The following is a 20,732-nucleotide window of genomic DNA, read 5'->3' as shown; positions in this document are numbered from 1 at the left end:
GTCGTCCTTAACTTAGTAACTATAAGAGGAAACTTACCCCTTTCCACATATTTAAATAAGCTACATCAAGCATAATATTTATAACTGGTAATAACTTACACTATTTGCTATTAATATATGTTAATAAGACAAGGACATACTAACCCTAAATAGGGCAAGTGTCCTCTGATAAAGATGTTATCGGATAGGCATGAGTAAGCACGAAGAATTCAACAAGCTATACCAATATTTGGACTATACGCTCCACGAACTGCCCGCTGGGGTACTTTATGACGCAAATGGAGCTTCCGAATCTCAGTGTGTTGAATTAATGAAGGCCACCTATCAATTAGAAGAGTTAGCGAACCAATTAGGTGAAGATATTGATAATTTTTTAACATTTTGCCGTTGGCATTATGAACGATATCCTCACTATTTAAGCAGGCAAAGACACTTCGTTACTTATGACCACTATCTGGATAAATACGGTGGGTTATTGAAGCATGAAACATAACAAACAAATTATGTCGCCCGCCAAGGCGGCTGGTACATAAATACGCATGCGGTCTCGCCATTTTCTAGTGTATGTCTGCGCCCATTTTTGGAAGTTACCAATGTCTGCTCATGGCACATATGCGACTGTCAGATTTGATCAAAATCTAAAAGTCAAACCTGACAGATTAAGTTAAGACTTATTCACTTTAGTCTATGCGTATCGCTTTTTTACTTTCCCTTTAAAAGCCCGTACAATTCGCCTCGTTTTTAGCGAGTACTTATTCCTGTTTACTGAGGCGAATTATTAAACCTTATGCACCAAATAGCCGATCTAATATCTATTTTTGAGTCAACGTTTTATCAAAGCCATAATACGCGCTTAGTAAAAGGTGAGCATGAGCCTATTTATATCCCAGCAAATAAGCAAACTCCCTATCATCAAATTATTTTTGCCCATGGTTTTTATGCCAGTGCACTGCATGAGATTGCCCATTGGCTAGTAGCCGGTGAAAAACGACGATTATTAGAAGATTACGGTTATTGGTATTGCCCTGATGGCCGCGATAAAGCGCAGCAAGCTGAGTTTGAAAGTGTAGAAATTAAGCCTCAAGCCATCGAGTGGGCGCTCAGTGTTGCCGCCGGTTTTGATTTTAAAGTGTCGGTTGATAATTTAAATGGTGAACAAACTTGCCGATTTGACTTTCAAGCGCGCGTCCATCAACACCTTTTAAATTTATTGAGTAATGGCTTTAATGTGCGCACGAATAAATTACTGAAGGCCATAAGTGAATTTTATAAAACACCGTGGCCGATGAATAACGCGCAGTTTACATGGCAGCACCCAAAGGAGCTAAAGAATGCAGTTTAAATTAGGCTTAATTGTAAACCCTGTGGCGGGTTTAGGTGGCAGTGTTGCACTAAAGGGCAGCGATGGCGTAGCTACTACTGCCAAAGCCTTAGCGCTCGGTGCTGAGCCTAAAGCCAACTTACGCACTAAAGCTGCTCTTGAGGTATTATTACCCTATAAAGAGCAATTAACAATATTCACAGTTAATGACGCCATGGGTGAAAACACAGCGAAGGCGTTAGGTTTTGCCACACAAGTTATTTATCGTAGTGAGTGTGCTACAACGAGTGATGACACAGAGCAGGCTGCCAAAGCATTGCAACAACTCGGTGTTGATTTAATTTTATTTGCTGGTGGCGATGGCACTGCACGTAATATTTGTCATGCGGTGGATGATAGCGTACCAGTGCTTGGTATTCCTGCTGGCTGTAAAATTCATTCAGGTGTTTATGCCATTACCCCTAAAGCGGCAGGTCGCGTTGTCGAAATGCTGGTCAAAGGCGAGCTCGTTACATTAGCAGATGCAGATGTAATGGATATTGATGAAGATGCTTTTCGCCAAGGAACAGTAAAAGCAAAACGCTATGGTGAAATGCAAGTACCGAGTGAAGTACGTTATGTACAAGCAGTTAAAAATGGCGGAAAAGAAACCGACGAATTAGTACTGGCTGATATAGCAGCCTATGTTGTGTCAGAAATGGAAGAAGATACTCAGTACATTATGGGCAGTGGCTCAACCGTTGAGGCCGTTATGGAAGAAATGGGTCTAAATAACACTTTATTAGGTGTTGATTTAGTACAAGATCAAACCCTTATAGAACAAGATTTAACCGCTCAACAATTAATTGATTTAACCAAAGGTGTGCCAACAAAGTTGGTGATCACTTTGATCGGCGGGCAAGGGCATATATTTGGTCGGGGTAATCAACAATTAAGCCCTGCACTTATCCGTGCTATCGGTAAAGACAATATTATCGTTGTGGCAACCAAAACAAAATTACAGGCCTTAAATGGCCGGCCGCTCATTGCTGATACCGGCGATAGCGAACTAGATGATGAATTAAGCGGTTATATGCGGGTTACAACCGGATTTAACGACCATGTTATGTATGCTGTGGGTCACCAAGACACCCTGCAAGCACAGGAGAATTAAATGAGTTTAGTAAGTTACATTGATGCAGCGCAGCAATATTTTGACGATTTAGTAATAAAAGCCACTGATGATGAGCTTTTTGCAGGTGGTTATCTACGTGGTCATTTTGATTTAGCTGTTGGGTATGCGCAAGTTGAAGAGCTTAATTTAGAAGTGTCAGAGCTCAATGAAACGGTTGAAAAAAGCTTAGTTAAAGCTTATCGCAATGGTGAACTAAACGAAGATGATAAAGCACTTGTAGTACGTATTTGGGAAGAAGTAAAAGCACTCGCTTAAATGTGATTTATTGTTGTACAAATAAAAACGGCTGTATGGCCGTTTTTTTGTGCGCTACAAATGTTTGTTCCTAATTAATAGCTTTATTGTTTACTTAAAATTTACCTAACGCAGCATTTACGGTAATGTATGCTGGTTAAAATTCTAAGGAACAAGCGAAATGAACAACAATAATGATGCGACGATGCCGAGCGGGCTAGTTGCACGATTTTTAAACTTTGTAGAAAGGGTAGGAAACAAACTACCTGACCCCGCAATTATATTTTTATTTGCGATGTTACTTATTTGGTTTTTGTCGTGGTGGTTTTCGGGCGTTAATTTTGATGCAATCGACCCACGTACTGGCGAAGCTATTATAATCAATAACATGTTAGCCAGTGATTCACTCGCTACCTTTTTGTCTTCAATGGTAAAAACTTTTACCGGTTTTGCACCTTTGGGCGTGGTTTTAGTTGCTATGTTAGGTGTAGGGGTTGCTGAGCACTCTGGCTTTATTAATACGGGCTTAAAGCTCATGTTAAAAGTAACGCCTAAACAGCTGCTTACACCTTCTATTATTTTAGTCGCTATTGTTAGCCATACAGCAACTGATGCTGGGTATGTGTTAGTTATTCCACTCGCTGGGGTTATTTTTTATGCGGCTGGACGTCATCCACTTGCGGGTATTGCTGCGGCATTCGCTGGTGTAAGTGGCGGCTTTGGTGCTAACTTTATTCCTTCAGGCATCGACCCATTATTACAGAGTTTTACCCAAAGTGCGGCGCAAATAATTAACCCGACTATGTCGATTAACCCATTAAATAACTGGGCATTTACCTCTGCATCGAGCTTATTTATCGTTTTATTAGGCTGGTATATCACTGATAAAATTATTGAGCCACGGTTAAAAAATACTGCTGTCGATGGTGAAACCGAAGATTTACCGGCGTTTGAAGATGCTCGTAGTGACGAAAAGCGCGCGTTTTTTATCGCAAGTAGCGTAATGATTGCAGGTCTGGCTTTGCTTGCCTATGTTTCTGCGCCAGCAGATTCAGCGATGCGCAGTGCAGATGGCTCGCTCACAAACTTTAGATCACCTTTAATGCAGTCAATTGTACCGCTGATTTTCTTATTGTTTTGGATACCCGGTGCAGTATATGGCTTCACGGTTGGTACCTTTAAAAGCTCTAAAGATATGATTGATGCGATGAGCAAAGCAATGAGTGGTATGGCTTATTATATTGTAATGGCATTTTTCTGCTCGCTGTTTATTGCTGCATTTAGTAAATCAAATTTGGGGGCGCTATTAGCTATTGAAGGGGCACAACTGTTAAAGGCGATGGAATTACCTAGCGCAGTAACCGTCGTAGGAATAATCTTCTTAACAGGGTTTGTTAACTTGTTTGTAGGTTCAAGCTCGGCCAAATGGGCGTTACTTGGGCCTGTATTTGTGCCTATGTTGATGCAGTTAGGTATTTCGCCAGATTTAACCCAAGCTGCATATCGTGTTGGGGATTCAAGCTCAAACATTATTACACCGTTAATGCCTTACTTCCCGCTTGTGGTAGTGTACTGTCAGAAGTATGTTAAAGGCACAGGTATCGGCACCTTGATTGCAATGATGTTGCCGTACTCAATTGCCTTTATGATTGGTTGGAGTTTGTTTTTACTCGGTTATTGGGCACTTGGTATCCCGCTAGGTCTTGATGCCAGCTACGTTTATCCAGCTGTAACGCCGTAGCACAAGGTTATGTAATTAGACTCATTAACTAATGAGACTTTTTCTGAACGATTACCTATGAAACTGAATTAAATTATTTTTCATAGGTAATTACAATTTTTTCAGTAGATGAAGATAAAACTTCCCCATTTTTATCTAGCATATTAGTTATACGTATGTCTGGTAAACCGTCGCCAGTAATATCTTTTATGACAATTTCTTTTTGTTTTTTCAAACGAGTAAAAGTAGAGAAAATGAGCTCGTTTCTTCTATTGATCACAAAAGGGGAGGGGGTAACACTCGTCTCTTGTATTTCATAGCTGGTGTCAGTGAAAGCTACACTTATTTTAAAATTATCCGTCCATACTGTTGAGCTTAAATTATCATTTATTGCAGATATTACAGATGAGTCAGCTCTAACAGCAGAAGTAAGCAATAAAAGAAGTGCGAGGGTAATAGGCCTCATGGTATTTCCTTTAATAATAATAGGATAGTTATAATTAAAAGATCACCAATGCAAAGTTGTAGTGGTGATCTTAAATTGATTTTTATAGGCTAATAGTTGAATTATTATCTGATGTAGGTAGGTTTTGCTGGTTTTGATCTTGTGCCCCAACATCTGTTGATGGGCTTGTTGATGAAGCAATATTATATGTGGCACCAGATGAGCTTTGGATTTGAAGTACCAGAATATACGCCGAGGCACTTACCTCAAAGCCTGGGATCAAACCAGTGACCATAAGATCAACATCCACAGAGCCATTTACTTTTTGTTGCTGACTAAGTTCTTGCATTGTTTCTTTGATGTCTTGTTTGTGCGTTTCTGCATTTGCACCGAAGCCAAGCCATCCCCAAAAGCCGCTAACACCACCTGATATACTATATTCAGAAACCATTTTTTGATATGTGCTAGAGCTTTCTAGATTTACAATCGAGAAATCAAAAGAACCAGACATTTTAGCCCAGGCTCCCGCGCCTGATACAGTAACGCCAACACCTGAAATAGTCCCTTTTTTTTCTGAAATTTGCCATGTTTCTGCACCACCCGCAGCAAGTGCTGCTGTGTTAGAAGGGCTTGTGCTCGCTACAGCGAGAGTTTTTGGGTTTGGTAGTATGGTAAGTGTATTTGACATAATAAATCTCCATTTAAGGTTTGTGAAGCAAAGTACAAATAAGGAAGCATTCCTTACTCAACAAACGTTATAGTTGATAAAATGTCGATTAAACATTACAACCCATTACATAACGATAATGATGTAAGCAATAGATTTAGGGCACAAGTTTGAAGTGTGATCATAATGGTCAGTTGCATATTGGGTTGGTCAAACTGTTTTAAAATAACTCATCCAGTTTATAATATTTTAGCCCCTGAGCTGGTTGGGCACTTATGTTGCACATTTTTATAGCGACTTGTTTGCCACTTATTGGCCTAAATTTTTTAAGGCCGGGAAGCCTACATAAAACAGGTAACAATATACTTCCCAGTTTTTCGCCAAGCCTAAAATCATCATCTCGCTCGCCAAGTAATAACGATGGCTGAATAATGCTAATCTGTTTAAAGTTAAGCTGGGTTACCGCTTGCTCTAGCTCTCCTTTCATTTTTAAATACGCACTGCGACTGTTAGTATTCGCACCGCTAGACGACACTAATAAATAGTGTTCAACACCACTCTTTGCAGCAAGTTGAGCTGCATGGAGTTGGTAATTAAGGTCTACTCTTCGCTGTGCATCAATTGAGCCTGCGGCTTTCTTCGTAGTGCCTAAGCATGAAAATAAAATATCAGCTTTAAATAAATTTGAGTGTTGCTCTAATTGTGCAAAGTCCACCACATAATTAATGACTTTATCACTGTTATAACTAATAGGGCGGCGAGTAAGTGTAATTACTTGAGTGATATGGGCTGCGCTAATTAACTGCTCAACTAAATGGCTACCTATTAATCCCGTAGCACCGATAACAATTGCCGTTTTATTCATATGTAATTACCACTGCGTTAAACTATAGAGTGAGCATTGTGATCAATATTTATGCTTTAGACAATCAATTCGACACCTTTAGTCCTAGTAACTTAAACATTAACCATGGCATTATTAACAATAAGCGCCTGTAATGTTATGTAAAGTTAAAGGGGCAATCTAATCACACAATAAAAATCAAAAGGTATGACTATGAGTATTATGACGTTATCTACGCATGAGAGCGTGGCAGTGATTACATTTACCAACGGCGAAAATCGCCAAAACCCCACTTTCGCCGCTACTTTGAAGACGCTATTAAGTGAAGTGCTTGAAAACGAAAATCATAAAGCCTTAGTTATTACGTCAAGTGATGAAAAGAGCTGGAGTCTAGGTATCGATACAGATTGGCTCATGCCTGCAATGAAAGCGAATAAAGCGGATGAAATACGTGGCTTTATGTACGATATGGACGAGGTTTTTAAAACTTTATTACTGTTCCCGATGCCAGTGATTGCGGCGATTAATGGTCATGCTTTTGGTAATGGGGCGATTTTATCATGCGCCTGTGATTTTAGGTTTATGCGAGCAGATCGTGGGTTCTTTTGCTTCCCAGAAGTTGATTTATCAATCCCATTCTTACCGGGAATGATAGCCTTTGTAAAAAAAGCGATACCTTATTACCGTTTTAATGAAATGAAATTAACCGGACGTCGTGTGCCTGCTGCTGACTTAGCAAATGATCACGTAATTGAAAAGGCTTCAAAAGATAACGATACTTTACTTTCCGATGTGATGGAGTTTGCCAGTACATTTGACAAAAAGCGGACTATTTTTGCTGAACATAAAAAGCGTTTACATAAAGAAATAATTCAAATTATAGATGAACAGAATAAACCGTTTATTGATAAACTTGCGCTAATGGTTTAGCTGCTAATAATTACTCAAGGATAAGAACGTTATGAAGGCTGAACAGATCGAAGAGTTAAATTTAACACGCTCTGAAACCAAGGAAGTCATTACACCTTATGCATTTAAAATAGATGAAGCATTATTAGGATTATCGCTGGCCTCGCCAACAAGACGAGCGGCAGCGATGATTATCGATGTTATGTTAATCTTTCTTGCGGCAAAGCTCAGCGCTGCTTTAATTGCATTCGTAGCTGCAGTGGCTTTTTATAAAGGGACTGCGCAAAAACACTTACCTAAAATGAACTCGCTATGGCGGCGAGTATTAAAATTAACGGCTGCTAGTTTGTTATTTTTCAGCTCGCTTTATTTATTGTCAGTAGCAATTGATTACTTTGATGGTGACACGGTGGCTGAAAGCGTAAGTACTCAGCAAGATATAATATTAAATTCAGAAGAAAAGCAGGCTGTTAGTACGTATTTAAAACAAACCTCAGATACGCAGTTGTGTGATCAAGCATGTCAGACAACTGAGCTGGCTAGTTTAGTCTCTCAAGTACCAAAACTCACTGAACTAAATGAGCTCAGTGAAGTTAACGAGATTGAATATATTAATATGGCAAAAGGGCTGCTGCACTTGATAATTGAGGCTAGCCAGCAATCGCACGATGAACAACGATTAGAGAAAATTGAATCTATAGAGCCACAGTCAAACTCAGCAACATCGCATAGTATTTTAAAGTGGGGTATAGGGATTATAGAGGATTTAGGTCTAGGCTTTGGCTGGGCAGCGATTTATTTCACTTTGTTTTCTCTTTTATGGAAAGGGCAAACGCCGGGTAAAAAGGTGTGTAATATTCGTGTTGTAGCTTTGAATGGCGAGCAGTTAGGTTTACTTGACTGCTTTGGCCGTTACGGTGGCTATGGTGCAGGCTTTGCTACCGGTTTATTGGGGTTCATACAAGTCTACTGGGACCCAAACCGTCAAGCCATTCAAGATAAAATATCAGCGACAGTTGTTATAAAAGGGAGTCTGAATCAGTCCGCCACTCCTGAAACGATAGAAAAGGCGATTAAGGAATAAATTAAAAGTCTGCTTTAATAAATATTTTAGCTCTGGCTTACTCAAACTACGGCATTCGGCTATAAATTGCAGGTCGCCATTTATGGCAAAAGCGCTTTTATTGAACAATACAGTGCAACCTTAGGGTTTAATAGATAATCCTATTGGTAAAGCTAAATCAGTCGTACTGACCGAAGAAGTCTTAAAAGCAGAGCTACTTTTTGAGAAGCTATTTACGAAATAGTGAGTACAGAAAATAGAGTGCCACAAAAGCGATAGCTATAAAAGGCCTAAAGTTAGCTCATATTTATGGTCATTTTGCTGTAATAAATTATCAGTGGATGTTGAACGTTGTAGTCAAACTGAACGTAAACTCTAGCATAAAGAAAATGATAAAATAGTGCTGTTTTGCGGACGAGACCTATGGCACATTTGCCACTTTAAGGGTGTTTAAACTTCTGTGGTAGCTAAAAAATCAAAGGTTGAGCAGATTATTTAAACGGCTTAAAAAATGTATTTGTAATGCGCCATTCCTTTATTATCAATTTAATGAAATGGCACAGGTTTTTGAACATTAGCTTGATATACCAGACCCAAGTTACTCTGGTGCTATTTTGCTATTTATGTCTTTTGGTATCGCCACAGGGCTGGTCACGGTGAAAGATTTCATCTGCACTTCAAATTGTTCTACACCTTTTTCACCTTTCCACATTCTAACTAACATATAGTTCATTTCTGGCGCAAACCAGGCTAATGCTTGGCGTTTGTCATTGTCGTACAGGCGTTTTACTTTTATCGCTTCAATATTACCTATAGGCAGTGAAATCATTTCAGTGCCAACGACTTCGAAGTTATAGTCACGGCAGTTACCTTTTTTATCCACTAACGGGTACGATAAGTTGGTTTTACCTTTTTTTAGATCTTCGCGGACTTGCACTTGATATGAAATAGAGTCCTGAAATTCATCACTCCATTGACATTCAATAGGGTATTTACTTTCGCTGCTGTTGACGAGTTTTTCTGCATCGTTAAACGCTAGGGTGTATTCTTTATCAGGCCCTGTGCCTGTACGGATCATACTGTAATCTACAGGAGATACTTTATTGTTGCTAAAAGTGAAATTAGACGTCTCTTTACGAGAATCAGAGAAGATCATCCACTCAATATCACTGTGGTAACTCACTTGGTAATTATCATCAGCAAGTTTTTTTAAAGTTCGTATACCCTGACCGTGATTTTCACCTTTGCGCAAAATGTCATAGTTGGCTTCGAATTGAGTAAGTTCGCCCGCGAATAAACTGGTAGGAAGTAAAGTGCCCGCACACAAAAGTAGGGCACTTAATTTTTTATTGTGGGTAGTCTGCGCCGTGTACTGGGAGTTGTTTTTCATCAAGAACTGCATAATCTGCTTCCATCGTAAGTCGTTGTTCACTGAACCATTTGACCACCAAAGGATAGATTATATGTTCTTGCGCATGCACACGTTTTGCTAGTGTGTCAGCTGTATCATCAGCTAACACCGGAACTTTGGCTTGAAGAATAACGGGACCGCCGTCTAATTCTTCAGTGACAAAGTGCACACTCACGCCATGAACGTCGTCTTTTGCATCTATTGCTCTTTGGTGGGTATTCAGACCCTGATACTTAGGCAACAAAGAAGGATGAATGTTCAACATTTTTCCTTTAAATTTTTGCACTAAGCTAGGAGTAAGAATACGCATAAAACCAGCTAATACAACTAGATTTGGTGTAAAAGAGTCAATAACGTCCATTAATTTTGCATCATAGGCTTCGCGCGAGTCAAAATCTTTATGGCTGAGCACTGCGGTTGCAATGCCAGCTTGTTTTGCTCGCTCAAGGCCATAAGCGTTTGCTTTATTACTAATGACAGCCGCTATGTTTGCGTTTATCTCGCCATTATTACAGGCATCAATAATGGCTTGTAAGTTAGAGCCACTACCTGAAATTAAGACTACTAGACGAGAAGGGGCCATTAATCACGGCCGCCTAGGATTTCTACTTGTTCTTCGCCTGCTTTAGCATCTTGGATTTCACCAAGGTGCCATGCATTTTCGCCAAGCTCTTTTAAAATGCTTAAGCTTTGCTCAAGTTTGTCGGCAGGAACCACTAAAACCATGCCTACACCACAGTTAAATGTGCGGTACATTTCATGAGTCGTGATATTACCGTTTTCTTGTAACCAGTTGAAGATACCAGGCCATTGCCAGCTATCACCTTTTACAACTGCTTTTGCAGATTCAGGTAACACACGTGGGATATTTTCCCAAAAGCCACCACCGGTGATATGAGAAAGAGCATGAACATCTACTTGTTTGAACAGTTCTAGTAACTGTTTAACGTAGATACGTGTAGGTTCAAGCAGTGTTTCGCCCAGTGTTTTACCTTCAAACTCAGCGTTAGTATCAGCGTTTGATACTTCAAGCACTTTACGAATTAATGAGAAACCATTTGAATGAGGACCACTTGATGCAAGTGCGATTAGTTGATCGCCAGCTGCCACTTTAGTACCGTCGATGATGTTTGCTTTTTCAACTACACCAGTACAAAAACCAGCCATGTCGTAATCTTCGCCTTCATACATGCCTGGCATTTCAGCAGTTTCACCACCGATTAAAGCACAACCAGAAAGCTCACAGCCTTTGCCAATACCAGTGACCACATCAGCAGCAGTATCAACATCAAGCTTACCTGTTGCATAGTAATCTAAGAAGAATAATGGTTCAGCACCTTGAACGATAAGGTCATTTACACACATAGCAACTAAGTCGATGCCCACGGTATCGTGTTTTTTCAGGTCGATAGCTAAACGTAATTTAGTACCTACACCATCAGTGCCTGCAACTAAAACTGGTTGCTTGTAACCCTCAGGGATTTCGCAAAGTGCGCCAAAACCACCAATTCCGCCCATAACTTCAGGACGACGGGTTTTTTTTACTACGCCTTTAATACGCTCAACAAGTGCGTTACCGGCATCGATATCTACGCCCGCGTCTTTATAACTTAGAGACTGTTTTTGTTCGCTCACAGGTTTTCCTCAAAAAAGTTGCATGGTTTTGCATGTGTATGCTTAGAAACGCGCGTATTTTACAACAATTGCTGGTGCGCGGCTAGTTCAAATATAAGTTTAGCTATAATGACAAGGACAGTTGTCCGCATAAGTAAAGTTTCAAGTGGCAAGGTGAAAGTTATGAGTCTATAGACTTTCACCATTGAACTCGTATTTTTAAACTGTTGTTAGGCTTTAGCCGTTAAAATTGCCCGCAGTGGTGCAGGATACCCTTCAATGGTTTTGCTTGTGTCATTAGGGTCTAAAAAGTCGATCAGTGATTCGTTTTCCATCCAATCTGATTTACGTTGTTCTTCAAGTGTGGTGATTGCACAGTCTTTAACTTGCACATCTTTAAAACCGATGCGTTCCATCCATAGCTTCAATGCAGCGGTACTTGGAATAAACCATACATTTCGCATTTTTGCGTAACGGTCGGTTGGCACGAGCACGGTGTTTTCATCACCTTCGATGACGAGTGTCTCAAGAACGAGCTCACCACCAGGGCGAAGTTGCGCTTTTAATTGTGCTAAAAAATCAATTGGTGAACGACGGTGATAAAGTACGCCCATCGAAAAAACCGTATCAAATGCTTTTAATTCTGGCAGTGCTTCAACACCGAGTGGAAGTAAATGCACGTTTTCATCAGGGTTGAAATGCTTAATGGCTTGAAACTGACACAAAAACAAATCAGATGGGTCGATACCAACAACAAATTCAGCACCTTCACCGCGCATTCGCCACAAGTGATAACCAGAGCCACAGCCAATATCTAGCACTGTGCGGCCTTTAAGGGGCTCAATATGGGGTAATAGCCTGTCCCACTTCCAATCACTGCGCCATTCGGTGTCAATTTCAATTCCATGCACACTAAAGGGGCCTTTACGCCATGGCATCATACGCTTGAGCAGGTGTGTAGTTTGCTTTTGCTCACCTTCGCTCATTTCACCTGCTGCGCCGATTTCTACTTTATCGGTGATATTTACGTGCTTAGTGTGAACTTGTGGTAAGTTTTTTAATACTTTTTGCCATTTAGGTAAGTCACCATGGCTGGCTTCATTCTGCCAATGCTTTAATTGACTCGGCAGTGTTTCAAGCCAGTGGCTAAGAGGTGTTTGTGCAATTGCAGCGTAAAACTGGTTAAACCATGAAGACATTAAATATTTCCTAAATTACTTTATTGCAACTAATGAGCAAAAGTTAAAACATTGGTACCACACTTGAGTTTGACTAAAGCCAATCTCTTTTAGGCGAGAGTAATGCTCGCTTAATGTATCTGGTCGCATTACATTTTCGATAGCTGTACGTTTTTGGCTTATTTCTAGTTCTGAATAGCCATTGTGACGTTTAAAATCATGATGTAAATCAATCAGTAAATTATCGCATTGCTCGTTTTCGCCTTTTACTTTTTCACTTAGTAGCAACACACCACCGGGTTTTAAGTTAGCGTAAATTTTTTCAAGTACGGCGTGACGTTGTGCCGGCGGTATAAACTGAAGAGTAAAGTTCATCGCAACGACTGACGCATTTTCAATATTAAGGTCGTTAATATCGCCAAGGGTTACAGTGACTGGTACTTCAGAGCGAAAACCTTGTAAATGTAGCTTACAACGCTCAACCATGGCTTCTGAGTTATCAACTGCGATAATATGGCAGTTATCGGTACGAATATTTCGTCGCATACTCAAAGTAACCGCACCTAATGAGCAACCTAAGTCATATAAGTTAGAGTTACTTTGCGCATATTCTCCAGCGAGTTTACCCATTGTACTAACGATCGTTGCGTATCCTGGCACCGAGCGCTGAATCATATCTGGGAAAACTTCTACTACGTTTTGGTCAAAGCTAAAATCTTTAACCGCTTGCTCTGTGGCATAAATACTGTCTTTTACAGTCACACAAACAGTCTCTTTGAAAAATAATAAGGTTATTTTAGCATTTTATACTGGATAGTCAGTGATAATTTCAGTAGCTTGGCTAGAATAATCAATAACAAGTATAAAATGAGACGTTTTAATGAGCAAAAGTAAAGTGATCAGCACTGAGGATATTTTATCTACTCTTTGTCATTCAGTTACCGGGGTACTGTCATCGGCTAGTGGCAACAGCATAAGCTATTCAGCGATGGTACAAAAAATAACCCGTACATGTATGCGACCTGATATTGGTTGCTTTGTTTTATTTGATGGTGGGTTTACAGGGTTGGTAATCACTAACTTCACTTCGCAAGCAGCAATGGAAATTTACCAAGACTATATGCGTAGTATGGGTATGCCGGAAGAAGAAATTGCACACAGCCATTTGTCAGACGATGTATCAAATGTACTTGGTGAGTTAATGAACCAAATAGTGGGCGACTTTACTTCAAAAGTGCGCGAGCAGTTACATACGTCTATTACACAAAATCAACCGAAAATGATGGCAATCAATAAACAAGTGCAAATTTCTGTTGATACCACAATGGATAGACCACAGGCACGACGTGTAACCTTTACCACAAGTAAGCAAAATATATTCTATCTAGAATTAGCAATGGATAAAACTGAGTTCATTAAATTGCATGATTTTGATATTAGTGAAGCTGTAGACCCTGATGACATCATTGAAAATGAAGCAAAACAAAAAGCGGCAAAAGAGCAAGCAGCCAAAGCGGATGCAGCAGGCGATGCAGATGATGATTTTATGGCGGAGTTAGGACTGTAAATATTTAGTGTTAAAACCCCGATAAAATCGGGGTTTTTTAGTCTAGTCTTTTAGAAAATCTAAAACAACTTGATGATGGTCTTTGGTTTTAAACTTATCAAACAAGTGTTTGACTTTACCATCCTGGCCAATTAAGAAACTTAAGCGATGGATGCCATCGTATTCTTTGCCCATGAATTTCTTGTAACCCCATACACCAAATGCTTCAGCAATAGCGTGGTCTTCATCTGATAACAGATCAAAATTTAATTCTTTTTTGGTTTCAAAGTTTTTTAAACGCTTAACAGGATCAGGGCTAATTCCTACCACTCGAGTATTTAATTTAGCAAGCTCTGCTTTTTCATCACGTAAGTTTTCAGCTTGAACGGTGCACCCTGGAGTGGATGCTTTAGGGTAAAAATACACTAATACTTGTTTCTCTTTAAGTAGGTCAGCAAGTTGGATTGTTTCACCATCTTGGTTTTGTAAGCTAAAAGCAGGTGCGGTATCACCGGCTTGTAATGGGCTAATCACGTTCATATTTTGCTCCTTAGCGAATACGTCTAAAAATATAATCTACATCGAGTGTACGAGAGAGTGCTTCAAAATCAATTTTAAATTCATCGATATTTACATCTACCGGAATGTTAAACTCTAGTTCGCAACGCATTTTTGTTTGCTCATCTTCACCATACGTATCTGATTTTAATGAGCAAATACTTATTTGGCTGTCAGCAAAAAACCGCGTTACTTTACTGAGCGTACCAGGAGTATCTATGCCTGTGTACTCTAAGGTGTAACCTGCACAAAATTCACTTTGCGTATGACTGGCTGTGCGCTTCATCATGGTAAGTAAACCAAGTTCCATTCCCTTAACGGGCAAGGTATGCTCAATGCGGCTTATCGCAGACATATCACCTGCTAACAGCATGATAAATGTAAACTCGCTGCCTAAAATAGCTATACGGCTATCAATAATATTGCAGTGGCAGTCACTCACTAATTGCGTTAATTCGCTGACGATACCAGGGCGGTCTTCGCCAATAGCAGTTAAAACGATTTGATGATTTGAAAAAGCAGTCATGAATTCAAGTACCTAGGTTATATTAGTAATAACAGCCAGAGTGAGCTCTGCCGGCAAATACACATGCACGGCGGCGAAGTTTAGCACAAATTTAGCGCTAAACTACAATACATCTGCATTAAGCTACTATTTAAAGCACAGTGTTTCTTGTTTTTAGTGGCATGGGAAAGTACCATAGTTAAAATTTTGCATAACCACTGGTAGTTTAATGATAGCCACCAGTTTTATTGAGTTTGCATAAAAATAAGAAATGTAAAGTTAATCTTGATTTTACACTGAACCAAATCGGCATAACCCACTCATATATTTGTTAAAACAATTAAGGGTATGCTAAGGAGAATTATCTGTGCAGTATTGGATCCCAAAAGCGCTGACTGTAGGCGTATTGGTTAGTTTATCAGGGTGTGGCGTTTTTACTGACGAGGCGCATCATAAGCGTAACTATAAAGCCGGTGAGCCTGTACAGGTACCAGGCCAATTAGCGCAACCTGCGCAAGATCCCACTTATAAAATGGAAGTGGCAGAGTACGATAACAACCCAGATTCGACTAATTATCGTCCACCAGCACAGGTGCTGACGATTGCAAAAGGTAGCTGGGTTGAAGAAGGTGATAAACAAGCGCGTGTTTATTTTGATAAAAATGACGGTATTGTCGATTTAGATGAGTTTATTTGGGATTCTATTCAGGCTGTTTTGGCTGAGCATCAAACAAAACCGGTAAAGCAAGATAAATTATTAGGCAACGTTGAAACTGGTTGGTACGCAATAATACAACCTGAGGAAGGTTGGTTGTGGGATAGTGAAACTGAAGTTTCACAACAGCGCTTTATATTTAGTATTGAAGAAAAGTCACACCAACGCACGGCATCTTTAACCTCTAAGCTAGTGGATTATAAAAGCAAGAGCGAAGAATTAACGCCGTTATTACAACAGCAGTTAGAAGTGCGAGCTTTAAACCAGATTATTGGTGAGTTTGATTATCGCTACCGCCAGCTTGAAGTTGAAATGCGTAAAAATCAAGGCATTATCTCACTTGAAATGGGTTTTGATAATAAAGGTAATGCGGCATTAGTTACCGAACAAGATTACTTTGCAGTATTTGACCGTTTCTCAGGCTTTTTGGAGCGTTTATCATTTACGATTGTTGAAATTGATCAAGAACGTGGTTTGATCACTGCTGATTATAATAAACCTGAATCAAGTGTTTGGGATTCAATTTGGGGTGAAGATTTAGCTGAATTACCGATTGAAGACGGTCAGTATCAAATCCTTGTGAGCCGAACAAAAGAGGGTGGCACAAGTTTAACCTGGATGGATGATGAGGGGACAACCTTAGAGCCGGGCACTATGAATGACTTACAACAAGCATTAGAAAATGCGTTGCGTCAACGCGGTATAAAAATTTAAGTAAACAATAAAAATATCACCACAAAAAGAGCTTTGGCTCTTTTTGTGGTTTCTACAGGTTGAAAATATGTCTCAGTTTAATTCGCCAGCACCTAAATCAGTCGCGCCAAGTTATGATTTAAAAGTTTGGTTAACCTTTTTAATTCCTTCGTTAATTGGTGTGTTTTTGTTTATGACCCCTGTACCTTCAGGGGAGATCATGACAATACCTATCGCGGTAATGGCCAAAGCTATACAAGCGTCATTTAGTGAAATTGCATTAGAAATAATCGCAGTTATTATTTGCATAACAGGTGTTATGTCCCTGATTTTTAGTTTATTTAAACCAAAAAGCTTAACGAAACTCCATTTACTTAATCATTTATTTAATGTCAGTTGGATTTGGTTAGTAACCCGTTTATTTGGCATGGTGTTTGTGTTGCTTACATATTTTCAAGTGGGGCCGCATGCCATTAGCTCTGAAAATACAGGGTTGTTAGTATTAAAGGATTTATTGCCTGTTTTATTCTCTGTTTTTATTTTAGCAGGTCTGTTACTGCCGTTGTTATTAAACTTTGGCTTACTTGAGCTGGCAGGTACCTTATTAACTAAAGTCATGAGACCTCTATTTGGCGTACCAGGAAGAAGCGCTGTAAATTGTGTAGCCTCTTGGTTAGGCGACGGCAGTGTAGGTATTTTGATGACGGCACGCCAATATGAAGATAAATATTACACTCAACGTGAAGCCGCTATCATCGGAACTACGTTCTCGGCTGTATCTATTACGTTTTGTTTGGTTGTTATAGGCCAAGTAAAACTTGAGTATCTATTTGCACCTTTCTATTTAACCGTATGTTTAGCTGGTGTAGTTGCCGCGATTATTGTGCCGCGTTTACCCCCATTAAGGTTTAAAAAAGATATCTATATTGATGGTTCTGAACCGGATGGTAACGCAGAGCTTGTGCCTGAGGGTAAAACTTTGTTTAAACATTCTCTTGATGTCGCACTTGAAAAAGCTAAAAAAGCACCAGGCTTTAAAGGTACGTTACAAGAGGGAATTCATAATGCCTTAGATATGGTGTTTGCTGTACTGCCAGTTGTTATGGCTGTGGGTACATTTGCACTGATTATCGCAGAGTATACGCCTATATTTCAGTATCTTGGCATGCCATTTGTACCATTTTTAGAACTTCTTCAAGTACCTGAAGCTGAAGCCGCTGCACAAACAATTATGGTTGGTTTTGCCGATATGTTTATCCCCTCTATTTTAGCTGCAGGCTCAATAGAGAGTAACGTTACCCGATTTATTATTGCGGCAATGAGTGTAACGCAATTGATATATATGTCAGAAGTAGGGGCGCTGTTATTAGGCAGTAAAATACCAGTAAATATCGTGGAATTATTTATTGTATTTATATTACGTACTTTAGTGACCTTACCGGTAATAGCCTTAATGGCGCATTGGTTAGTTGGCTAGTAATCAGTATTAACTAAAAAGCCCTGATTATTCAGGGCTTTTTTGTATCTTAGTATTGGCTGTATAGTTTAAAGCGGCGCGTCAATAAGTTTGATAGCTTCATTTGCTGGTAAAGGCTTAGATTTTAAAAAGCCTTGGCCAAAATTACATTGTGTATTTTGTAAAATTGAAAGCTGTGCTTGAGTTTCAATACCTTCGGCAACTACATCTAATTCAAGAGAACTGGCAAGCGATAAGATAGCATCGACCAATGGGTTGGCGCTATCTTGTAGATTATCTATGAAGCTTTTGTCTATCTTTAGCACATGGATAGGTAACTGGTGTAGATAACCTAATGCAGAGTAACCTGTGCCAAAATCATCCAAACATAATTTCACTTTCAAAGGCGCTAAGCCTTCAATAATTTCAGTTGCCAGCTCAAGGTTTTCAATCAAGCCAGACTCTGTTATTTCTAAACACAGAGAGCCCAATGGAAGCTGGTATTTATTATAAAGGCTATGAATTTGTGAAACAAAATCGAGGCTCGCAAAGTGCCTAGATGAAACATTAACGGTGATGCGCAAAAAGCGTTTGTCTTGCTTAGTCCAAGCGGCAATTTGTTTCGCTGCAAGATTGAGCAAGTGTAGGTCTAGGTTTATTATTTGCCCTGTATGTTCAGCTACAGGAATAAAGTCGTTTGGTGGCACAAACCCTTTGTTAGGGTGATGCCAGCGTACAAGTGCTTCAAAACCGACAACTTCACTTGTTTGTATTGAAAAAATGGGTTGGTAGTAAAGCTCAAAATCATCGTGCTCGATACCATGCTGCAAGTCATTTTCAATATCAGCATGGGTTTTTAACTTTTTACGCATAGTGCCATTGAAAAATTTCACTTGTCCTCGGCCAGATGACTTAGCTTCATACATAGCGGCGTCGGCGTGCTGTAATAATTTATAAGCTTTGTCTTCATGACTATGAGTGAATGCGACGCCAATACTGGTTGATGCTTGTAATAAGTGACCATCGATATTAAGTGGCGCATTAAGAGCAGTCGCAATTCTTTTGAGTGCTTCGTTTACTTGGTTTTTATGGCTAATATTCTCCATAAAAATTGCAAATTCATCTCCTCCTAAGCGAGCAAATGTATCTGTGTTACGAATAGTGCTTTTAATTGCCTTACAAATAGAAACTAGGAAATGATCGCCCACTTCGTGTCCCAATGAGTCATTAATACTTTTAAAGCGATCAAAGTCTAAGTAAAGCAAGCAGTGACTGACTTTTTTTGGTGCACGTGCGAGTCGTAAAATAGCATGTTGCATTTGTTCAATAAGCAGTGAGCGATTAGCTAGACCTGTTAGTTCATCGTGCAGGGCTCTATATTCTAGCGCTTGCCGCGATAGCTGCCTGTCAATCGCCATACTAATTTGACGACTAACATAGGTTAATATATCTCTATCATGCTCACTGTAGTGATATTGCTCCTGATAGCTCTGTACGACAATAACTCCCGTTGTATGATCATTTACAGTAAAAGGCACACCTAGCCATGATTCTGACGGCCTACCAACCATTTTGAAATGCCCAGCATCAATATGCTGTTGATATTCAGATTTGTCTAATAACAAAGATTGTTCAGCGGTAAGTAAATAATATGACGCAGTATGCTTCAACTGTTGTTTTGAAATCTTTTTATGAGCGTTAGAGCGAACTCCTTCTTCGATAATGTAAACAATTTCGAGTATATCGACATTCTTATCATACAATCCGACCAAAAAGTTATCTGTTCGCAGCAAATTAGTCATGATGTTATGCAGCGATTCTAAAAAAGCATCTAGGTCATTTGCTTGATAAGTTAAGTTCGCTATTTGTAAGAGGGTTGCTTCTAATTTTTGAGCATCATTAAGCTGATTAACTGTTTTTTGTAAATTATTAACTGTACGTACTTGGTTAATTTTGGCGCTTAAAAGGTGCGCGACAGTGGTGAGTATTTCTAGGTGTGCATCGGTAAAATAATTACGCTTTGGGTGTTCGCAGTCAATAACCCCTAGTACTTTATTTTTATAAATAAGTGGCACGCATAGCTCAGACATGGCAGGGCGGGCATCAGCAATATAACGCACATCAGCACTGACATCACCAATAATAACTGCTTGGCCCGTTGTTGCTACATAGCCAGTAATACCTTGATTAAACGGTATTGTATTGCGTTCAATGTAATAGTCGGTGGCGATAGCTGACACGCCCATAGCGGCGACTTCATTTAAAGTGTTTTGACTATGGTCGGCTAAATAGATAACGCAATCGACAAAACCTAAACGCTTAACTACCTGAGTTGTTACGTATTCGAACAACTCATCAAGTTCATCAAGCTGTAATAAGCTTGATGAAAATTGGTTAATAATACTTAATTGCTCTGTTTTGAGCTCAAGCGCTGTGGGAATATCTACTATATTTGACATAGAAATTAGTCAGGAAACTGCTTCGTCATCATAATTATATGTACCACGTTAACTTAATATTAACCAAGGTACAAAGAAATCAGTCAAAATTACTTGCTGTGACTGTAAAAACTAATCCACACTAAAATTGCCGATAAATATCAATTTTTACTTTCGATAATACTTTACTCGGGTTAGCCATATGCCTATGATCAACTAAATTCAGCCGTGGAACAAAGTA

At 39.5% G+C, this 20,732-nt stretch carries 21 protein-coding genes; 10 read left to right on the top strand and 11 right to left on the bottom strand.

Annotation, left to right across the window (positions count from 1 at the left end; genetic code table 11):
* The first annotated feature begins 190 nt into the window (after window positions 1–190).
* The 5 genes from AAEU30_RS04825 to AAEU30_RS04805 all read left to right on the top strand — a co-directional run bounded on the left by AAEU30_RS04825 (window position 191) and on the right by AAEU30_RS04805 (window position 4,470).
* Entirely contained in the window at window positions 191–493 is a 303-nt protein-coding gene (locus AAEU30_RS04825) for a hypothetical protein (protein ID WP_421959543.1), read from the top strand.
* 294 nt (window positions 494–787) lie between these two features.
* A complete protein-coding gene (locus AAEU30_RS04820; protein WP_421959542.1) occupies window positions 788–1,342 on the top strand; it encodes an elongation factor P hydroxylase in 555 nt (184 codons plus the stop codon).
* Window positions 1,332–2,474 (top strand): ATP-NAD kinase family protein, encoded by a 1,143-nt coding sequence (locus AAEU30_RS04815; RefSeq protein ID WP_421959541.1) that lies wholly within the window; start codon window positions 1,332–1,334, stop codon window positions 2,472–2,474. Before AAEU30_RS04820 ends, AAEU30_RS04815 begins: the two co-directional genes overlap by 11 nt.
* Window positions 2,475–2,750: a YfcL family protein gene (locus tag AAEU30_RS04810; protein ID WP_256826936.1), complete on the top strand. Its 276-nt coding sequence runs from the start codon at window positions 2,475–2,477 to the stop codon at window positions 2,748–2,750.
* Between the two features lie 160 nt (window positions 2,751–2,910).
* Window positions 2,911–4,470 (top strand): AbgT family transporter, encoded by a 1,560-nt coding sequence (locus AAEU30_RS04805; protein ID WP_421959540.1) that lies wholly within the window; start codon window positions 2,911–2,913, stop codon window positions 4,468–4,470.
* Between the two features lie 73 nt (window positions 4,471–4,543).
* On the opposite strand, the gene AAEU30_RS04800 is transcribed toward AAEU30_RS04805, so the two are convergent.
* From AAEU30_RS04800 to AAEU30_RS04790, 3 genes are all read right to left on the bottom strand, one after another.
* Window positions 4,544–4,915: a hypothetical protein gene (locus tag AAEU30_RS04800; protein WP_421959539.1), complete on the bottom strand. Its 372-nt coding sequence runs from the start codon at window positions 4,913–4,915 to the stop codon at window positions 4,544–4,546.
* 82 nt (window positions 4,916–4,997) lie between these two features.
* The gene (locus tag AAEU30_RS04795; protein WP_421959538.1) at window positions 4,998–5,582 is read right to left on the bottom strand and encodes a hypothetical protein; all 585 of its coding nucleotides are present in this window, start codon (window positions 5,580–5,582) and stop codon (window positions 4,998–5,000) included.
* A 199-nt stretch (window positions 5,583–5,781) separates the two neighbouring features.
* Window positions 5,782–6,426, bottom strand: a complete 645-nt coding sequence (locus tag AAEU30_RS04790; RefSeq protein WP_421959537.1) for an NAD(P)H-binding protein — start codon at window positions 6,424–6,426, stop codon at window positions 5,782–5,784.
* 192 nt (window positions 6,427–6,618) lie between these two features.
* Between AAEU30_RS04790 and AAEU30_RS04785 the strand changes: the two genes are divergently transcribed.
* Both AAEU30_RS04785 and AAEU30_RS04780 read left to right on the top strand, forming a co-directional pair.
* Window positions 6,619–7,335: an enoyl-CoA hydratase/isomerase family protein gene (locus AAEU30_RS04785; protein ID WP_421959536.1), complete on the top strand. Its 717-nt coding sequence runs from the start codon at window positions 6,619–6,621 to the stop codon at window positions 7,333–7,335.
* A gap of 31 nt (window positions 7,336–7,366) precedes the next feature.
* Window positions 7,367–8,398, top strand: coding sequence for an RDD family protein (locus AAEU30_RS04780; RefSeq protein WP_421959535.1), 1,032 nt, complete (start codon window positions 7,367–7,369; stop codon window positions 8,396–8,398).
* Window positions 8,399–8,975: 577 nt separating this feature from the next.
* Here the strand turns inward: AAEU30_RS04780 and AAEU30_RS04770 are convergent.
* From AAEU30_RS04770 to cmoA, 5 genes are all read right to left on the bottom strand, one after another.
* Window positions 8,976–9,767 (bottom strand): DUF3108 domain-containing protein, encoded by a 792-nt coding sequence (locus tag AAEU30_RS04770; protein ID WP_421959534.1) that lies wholly within the window; start codon window positions 9,765–9,767, stop codon window positions 8,976–8,978.
* A complete protein-coding gene (purN, locus tag AAEU30_RS04765; RefSeq protein WP_421959533.1) occupies window positions 9,724–10,371 on the bottom strand; it encodes a phosphoribosylglycinamide formyltransferase in 648 nt (215 codons plus the stop codon). The genes AAEU30_RS04770 and purN overlap by 44 nt, the downstream gene beginning before the upstream one ends.
* A complete protein-coding gene (gene purM / locus AAEU30_RS04760; protein ID WP_421959532.1) occupies window positions 10,371–11,423 on the bottom strand; it encodes a phosphoribosylformylglycinamidine cyclo-ligase in 1,053 nt (350 codons plus the stop codon). Before purM ends, purN begins: the two co-directional genes overlap by 1 nt.
* A 209-nt stretch (window positions 11,424–11,632) precedes the next feature.
* Complete coding sequence (gene cmoB / locus AAEU30_RS04755; protein WP_421959531.1) at window positions 11,633–12,601, bottom strand: tRNA 5-methoxyuridine(34)/uridine 5-oxyacetic acid(34) synthase CmoB; 969 nt, start codon at window positions 12,599–12,601, stop codon at window positions 11,633–11,635.
* A gap of 15 nt (window positions 12,602–12,616) precedes the next feature.
* Window positions 12,617–13,342: a carboxy-S-adenosyl-L-methionine synthase CmoA gene (cmoA, locus tag AAEU30_RS04750; RefSeq protein WP_421959530.1), complete on the bottom strand. Its 726-nt coding sequence runs from the start codon at window positions 13,340–13,342 to the stop codon at window positions 12,617–12,619.
* A 118-nt stretch (window positions 13,343–13,460) separates the two neighbouring features.
* Between cmoA and AAEU30_RS04745 the strand changes: the two genes are divergently transcribed.
* A complete protein-coding gene (locus AAEU30_RS04745) occupies window positions 13,461–14,147 on the top strand; it encodes a DUF3334 family protein (RefSeq protein ID WP_421959529.1) in 687 nt (228 codons plus the stop codon).
* Between the two features lie 42 nt (window positions 14,148–14,189).
* On the opposite strand, the gene bcp is transcribed toward AAEU30_RS04745, so the two are convergent.
* Together bcp and AAEU30_RS04735 are read right to left on the bottom strand one after the other, a co-directional pair.
* Window positions 14,190–14,666 (bottom strand): thioredoxin-dependent thiol peroxidase, encoded by a 477-nt coding sequence (gene bcp, locus AAEU30_RS04740; protein WP_421959528.1) that lies wholly within the window; start codon window positions 14,664–14,666, stop codon window positions 14,190–14,192.
* Between the two features lie 10 nt (window positions 14,667–14,676).
* Window positions 14,677–15,210, bottom strand: coding sequence for a glycine cleavage system transcriptional repressor (locus tag AAEU30_RS04735; RefSeq protein ID WP_421959527.1), 534 nt, complete (start codon window positions 15,208–15,210; stop codon window positions 14,677–14,679).
* A 346-nt stretch (window positions 15,211–15,556) separates the two neighbouring features.
* Between AAEU30_RS04735 and bamC the strand changes: the two genes are divergently transcribed.
* Complete coding sequence (gene bamC / locus AAEU30_RS04730; RefSeq protein ID WP_421959526.1) at window positions 15,557–16,618, top strand: NlpB/DapX family lipoprotein; 1,062 nt, start codon at window positions 15,557–15,559, stop codon at window positions 16,616–16,618.
* 67 nt (window positions 16,619–16,685) lie between these two features.
* Window positions 16,686–18,074, top strand: a complete 1,389-nt coding sequence (locus tag AAEU30_RS04725) for a YjiH family protein (protein ID WP_421959525.1) — start codon at window positions 16,686–16,688, stop codon at window positions 18,072–18,074.
* A 68-nt stretch (window positions 18,075–18,142) separates the two neighbouring features.
* Here the strand turns inward: AAEU30_RS04725 and AAEU30_RS04720 are convergent, their stop codons facing one another.
* Window positions 18,143–20,512, bottom strand: coding sequence for an EAL domain-containing protein (locus tag AAEU30_RS04720; protein ID WP_421959524.1), 2,370 nt, complete (start codon window positions 20,510–20,512; stop codon window positions 18,143–18,145).
* Window positions 20,513–20,732 lie beyond the last annotated feature (220 nt).

This window comes from Pseudoalteromonas mucoides (assembly GCF_049257175.1).
Taxonomy (GTDB): domain Bacteria; phylum Pseudomonadota; class Gammaproteobacteria; order Enterobacterales; family Alteromonadaceae; genus Pseudoalteromonas.
The sequence above is the reverse complement of the archived record's forward strand: the minus strand, read 5'-3'. Positions and strand labels throughout refer to the sequence as shown.

Coding starts and splice junctions, on each gene's coding strand:
- AAEU30_RS04825 (WP_421959543.1), top strand. CDS start 191: ATGAGTAAGCACGAAGAATTCAACAAGCTATACCAATATTTGGACTAT.
- AAEU30_RS04820 (WP_421959542.1), top strand. CDS start 788: ATGCACCAAATAGCCGATCTAATATCTATTTTTGAGTCAACGTTTTAT.
- AAEU30_RS04815 (WP_421959541.1), top strand. CDS start 1,332: ATGCAGTTTAAATTAGGCTTAATTGTAAACCCTGTGGCGGGTTTAGGT.
- AAEU30_RS04810 (WP_256826936.1), top strand. CDS start 2,475: ATGAGTTTAGTAAGTTACATTGATGCAGCGCAGCAATATTTTGACGAT.
- AAEU30_RS04805 (WP_421959540.1), top strand. CDS start 2,911: ATGAACAACAATAATGATGCGACGATGCCGAGCGGGCTAGTTGCACGA.
- AAEU30_RS04800 (WP_421959539.1), bottom strand. CDS start 4,915: ATGAGGCCTATTACCCTCGCACTTCTTTTATTGCTTACTTCTGCTGTT.
- AAEU30_RS04795 (WP_421959538.1), bottom strand. CDS start 5,582: ATGTCAAATACACTTACCATACTACCAAACCCAAAAACTCTCGCTGTA.
- AAEU30_RS04790 (WP_421959537.1), bottom strand. CDS start 6,426: ATGAATAAAACGGCAATTGTTATCGGTGCTACGGGATTAATAGGTAGC.
- AAEU30_RS04785 (WP_421959536.1), top strand. CDS start 6,619: ATGAGTATTATGACGTTATCTACGCATGAGAGCGTGGCAGTGATTACA.
- AAEU30_RS04780 (WP_421959535.1), top strand. CDS start 7,367: ATGAAGGCTGAACAGATCGAAGAGTTAAATTTAACACGCTCTGAAACC.
- AAEU30_RS04770 (WP_421959534.1), bottom strand. CDS start 9,767: ATGAAAAACAACTCCCAGTACACGGCGCAGACTACCCACAATAAAAAA.
- purN (WP_421959533.1), bottom strand. CDS start 10,371: ATGGCCCCTTCTCGTCTAGTAGTCTTAATTTCAGGTAGTGGCTCTAAC.
- cmoB (WP_421959531.1), bottom strand. CDS start 12,601: ATGTCTTCATGGTTTAACCAGTTTTACGCTGCAATTGCACAAACACCT.
- AAEU30_RS04745 (WP_421959529.1), top strand. CDS start 13,461: ATGAGCAAAAGTAAAGTGATCAGCACTGAGGATATTTTATCTACTCTT.
- bcp (WP_421959528.1), bottom strand. CDS start 14,666: ATGAACGTGATTAGCCCATTACAAGCCGGTGATACCGCACCTGCTTTT.
- AAEU30_RS04735 (WP_421959527.1), bottom strand. CDS start 15,210: ATGACTGCTTTTTCAAATCATCAAATCGTTTTAACTGCTATTGGCGAA.
- AAEU30_RS04725 (WP_421959525.1), top strand. CDS start 16,686: ATGTCTCAGTTTAATTCGCCAGCACCTAAATCAGTCGCGCCAAGTTAT.
- AAEU30_RS04720 (WP_421959524.1), bottom strand. CDS start 20,512: ATGTCAAATATAGTAGATATTCCCACAGCGCTTGAGCTCAAAACAGAG.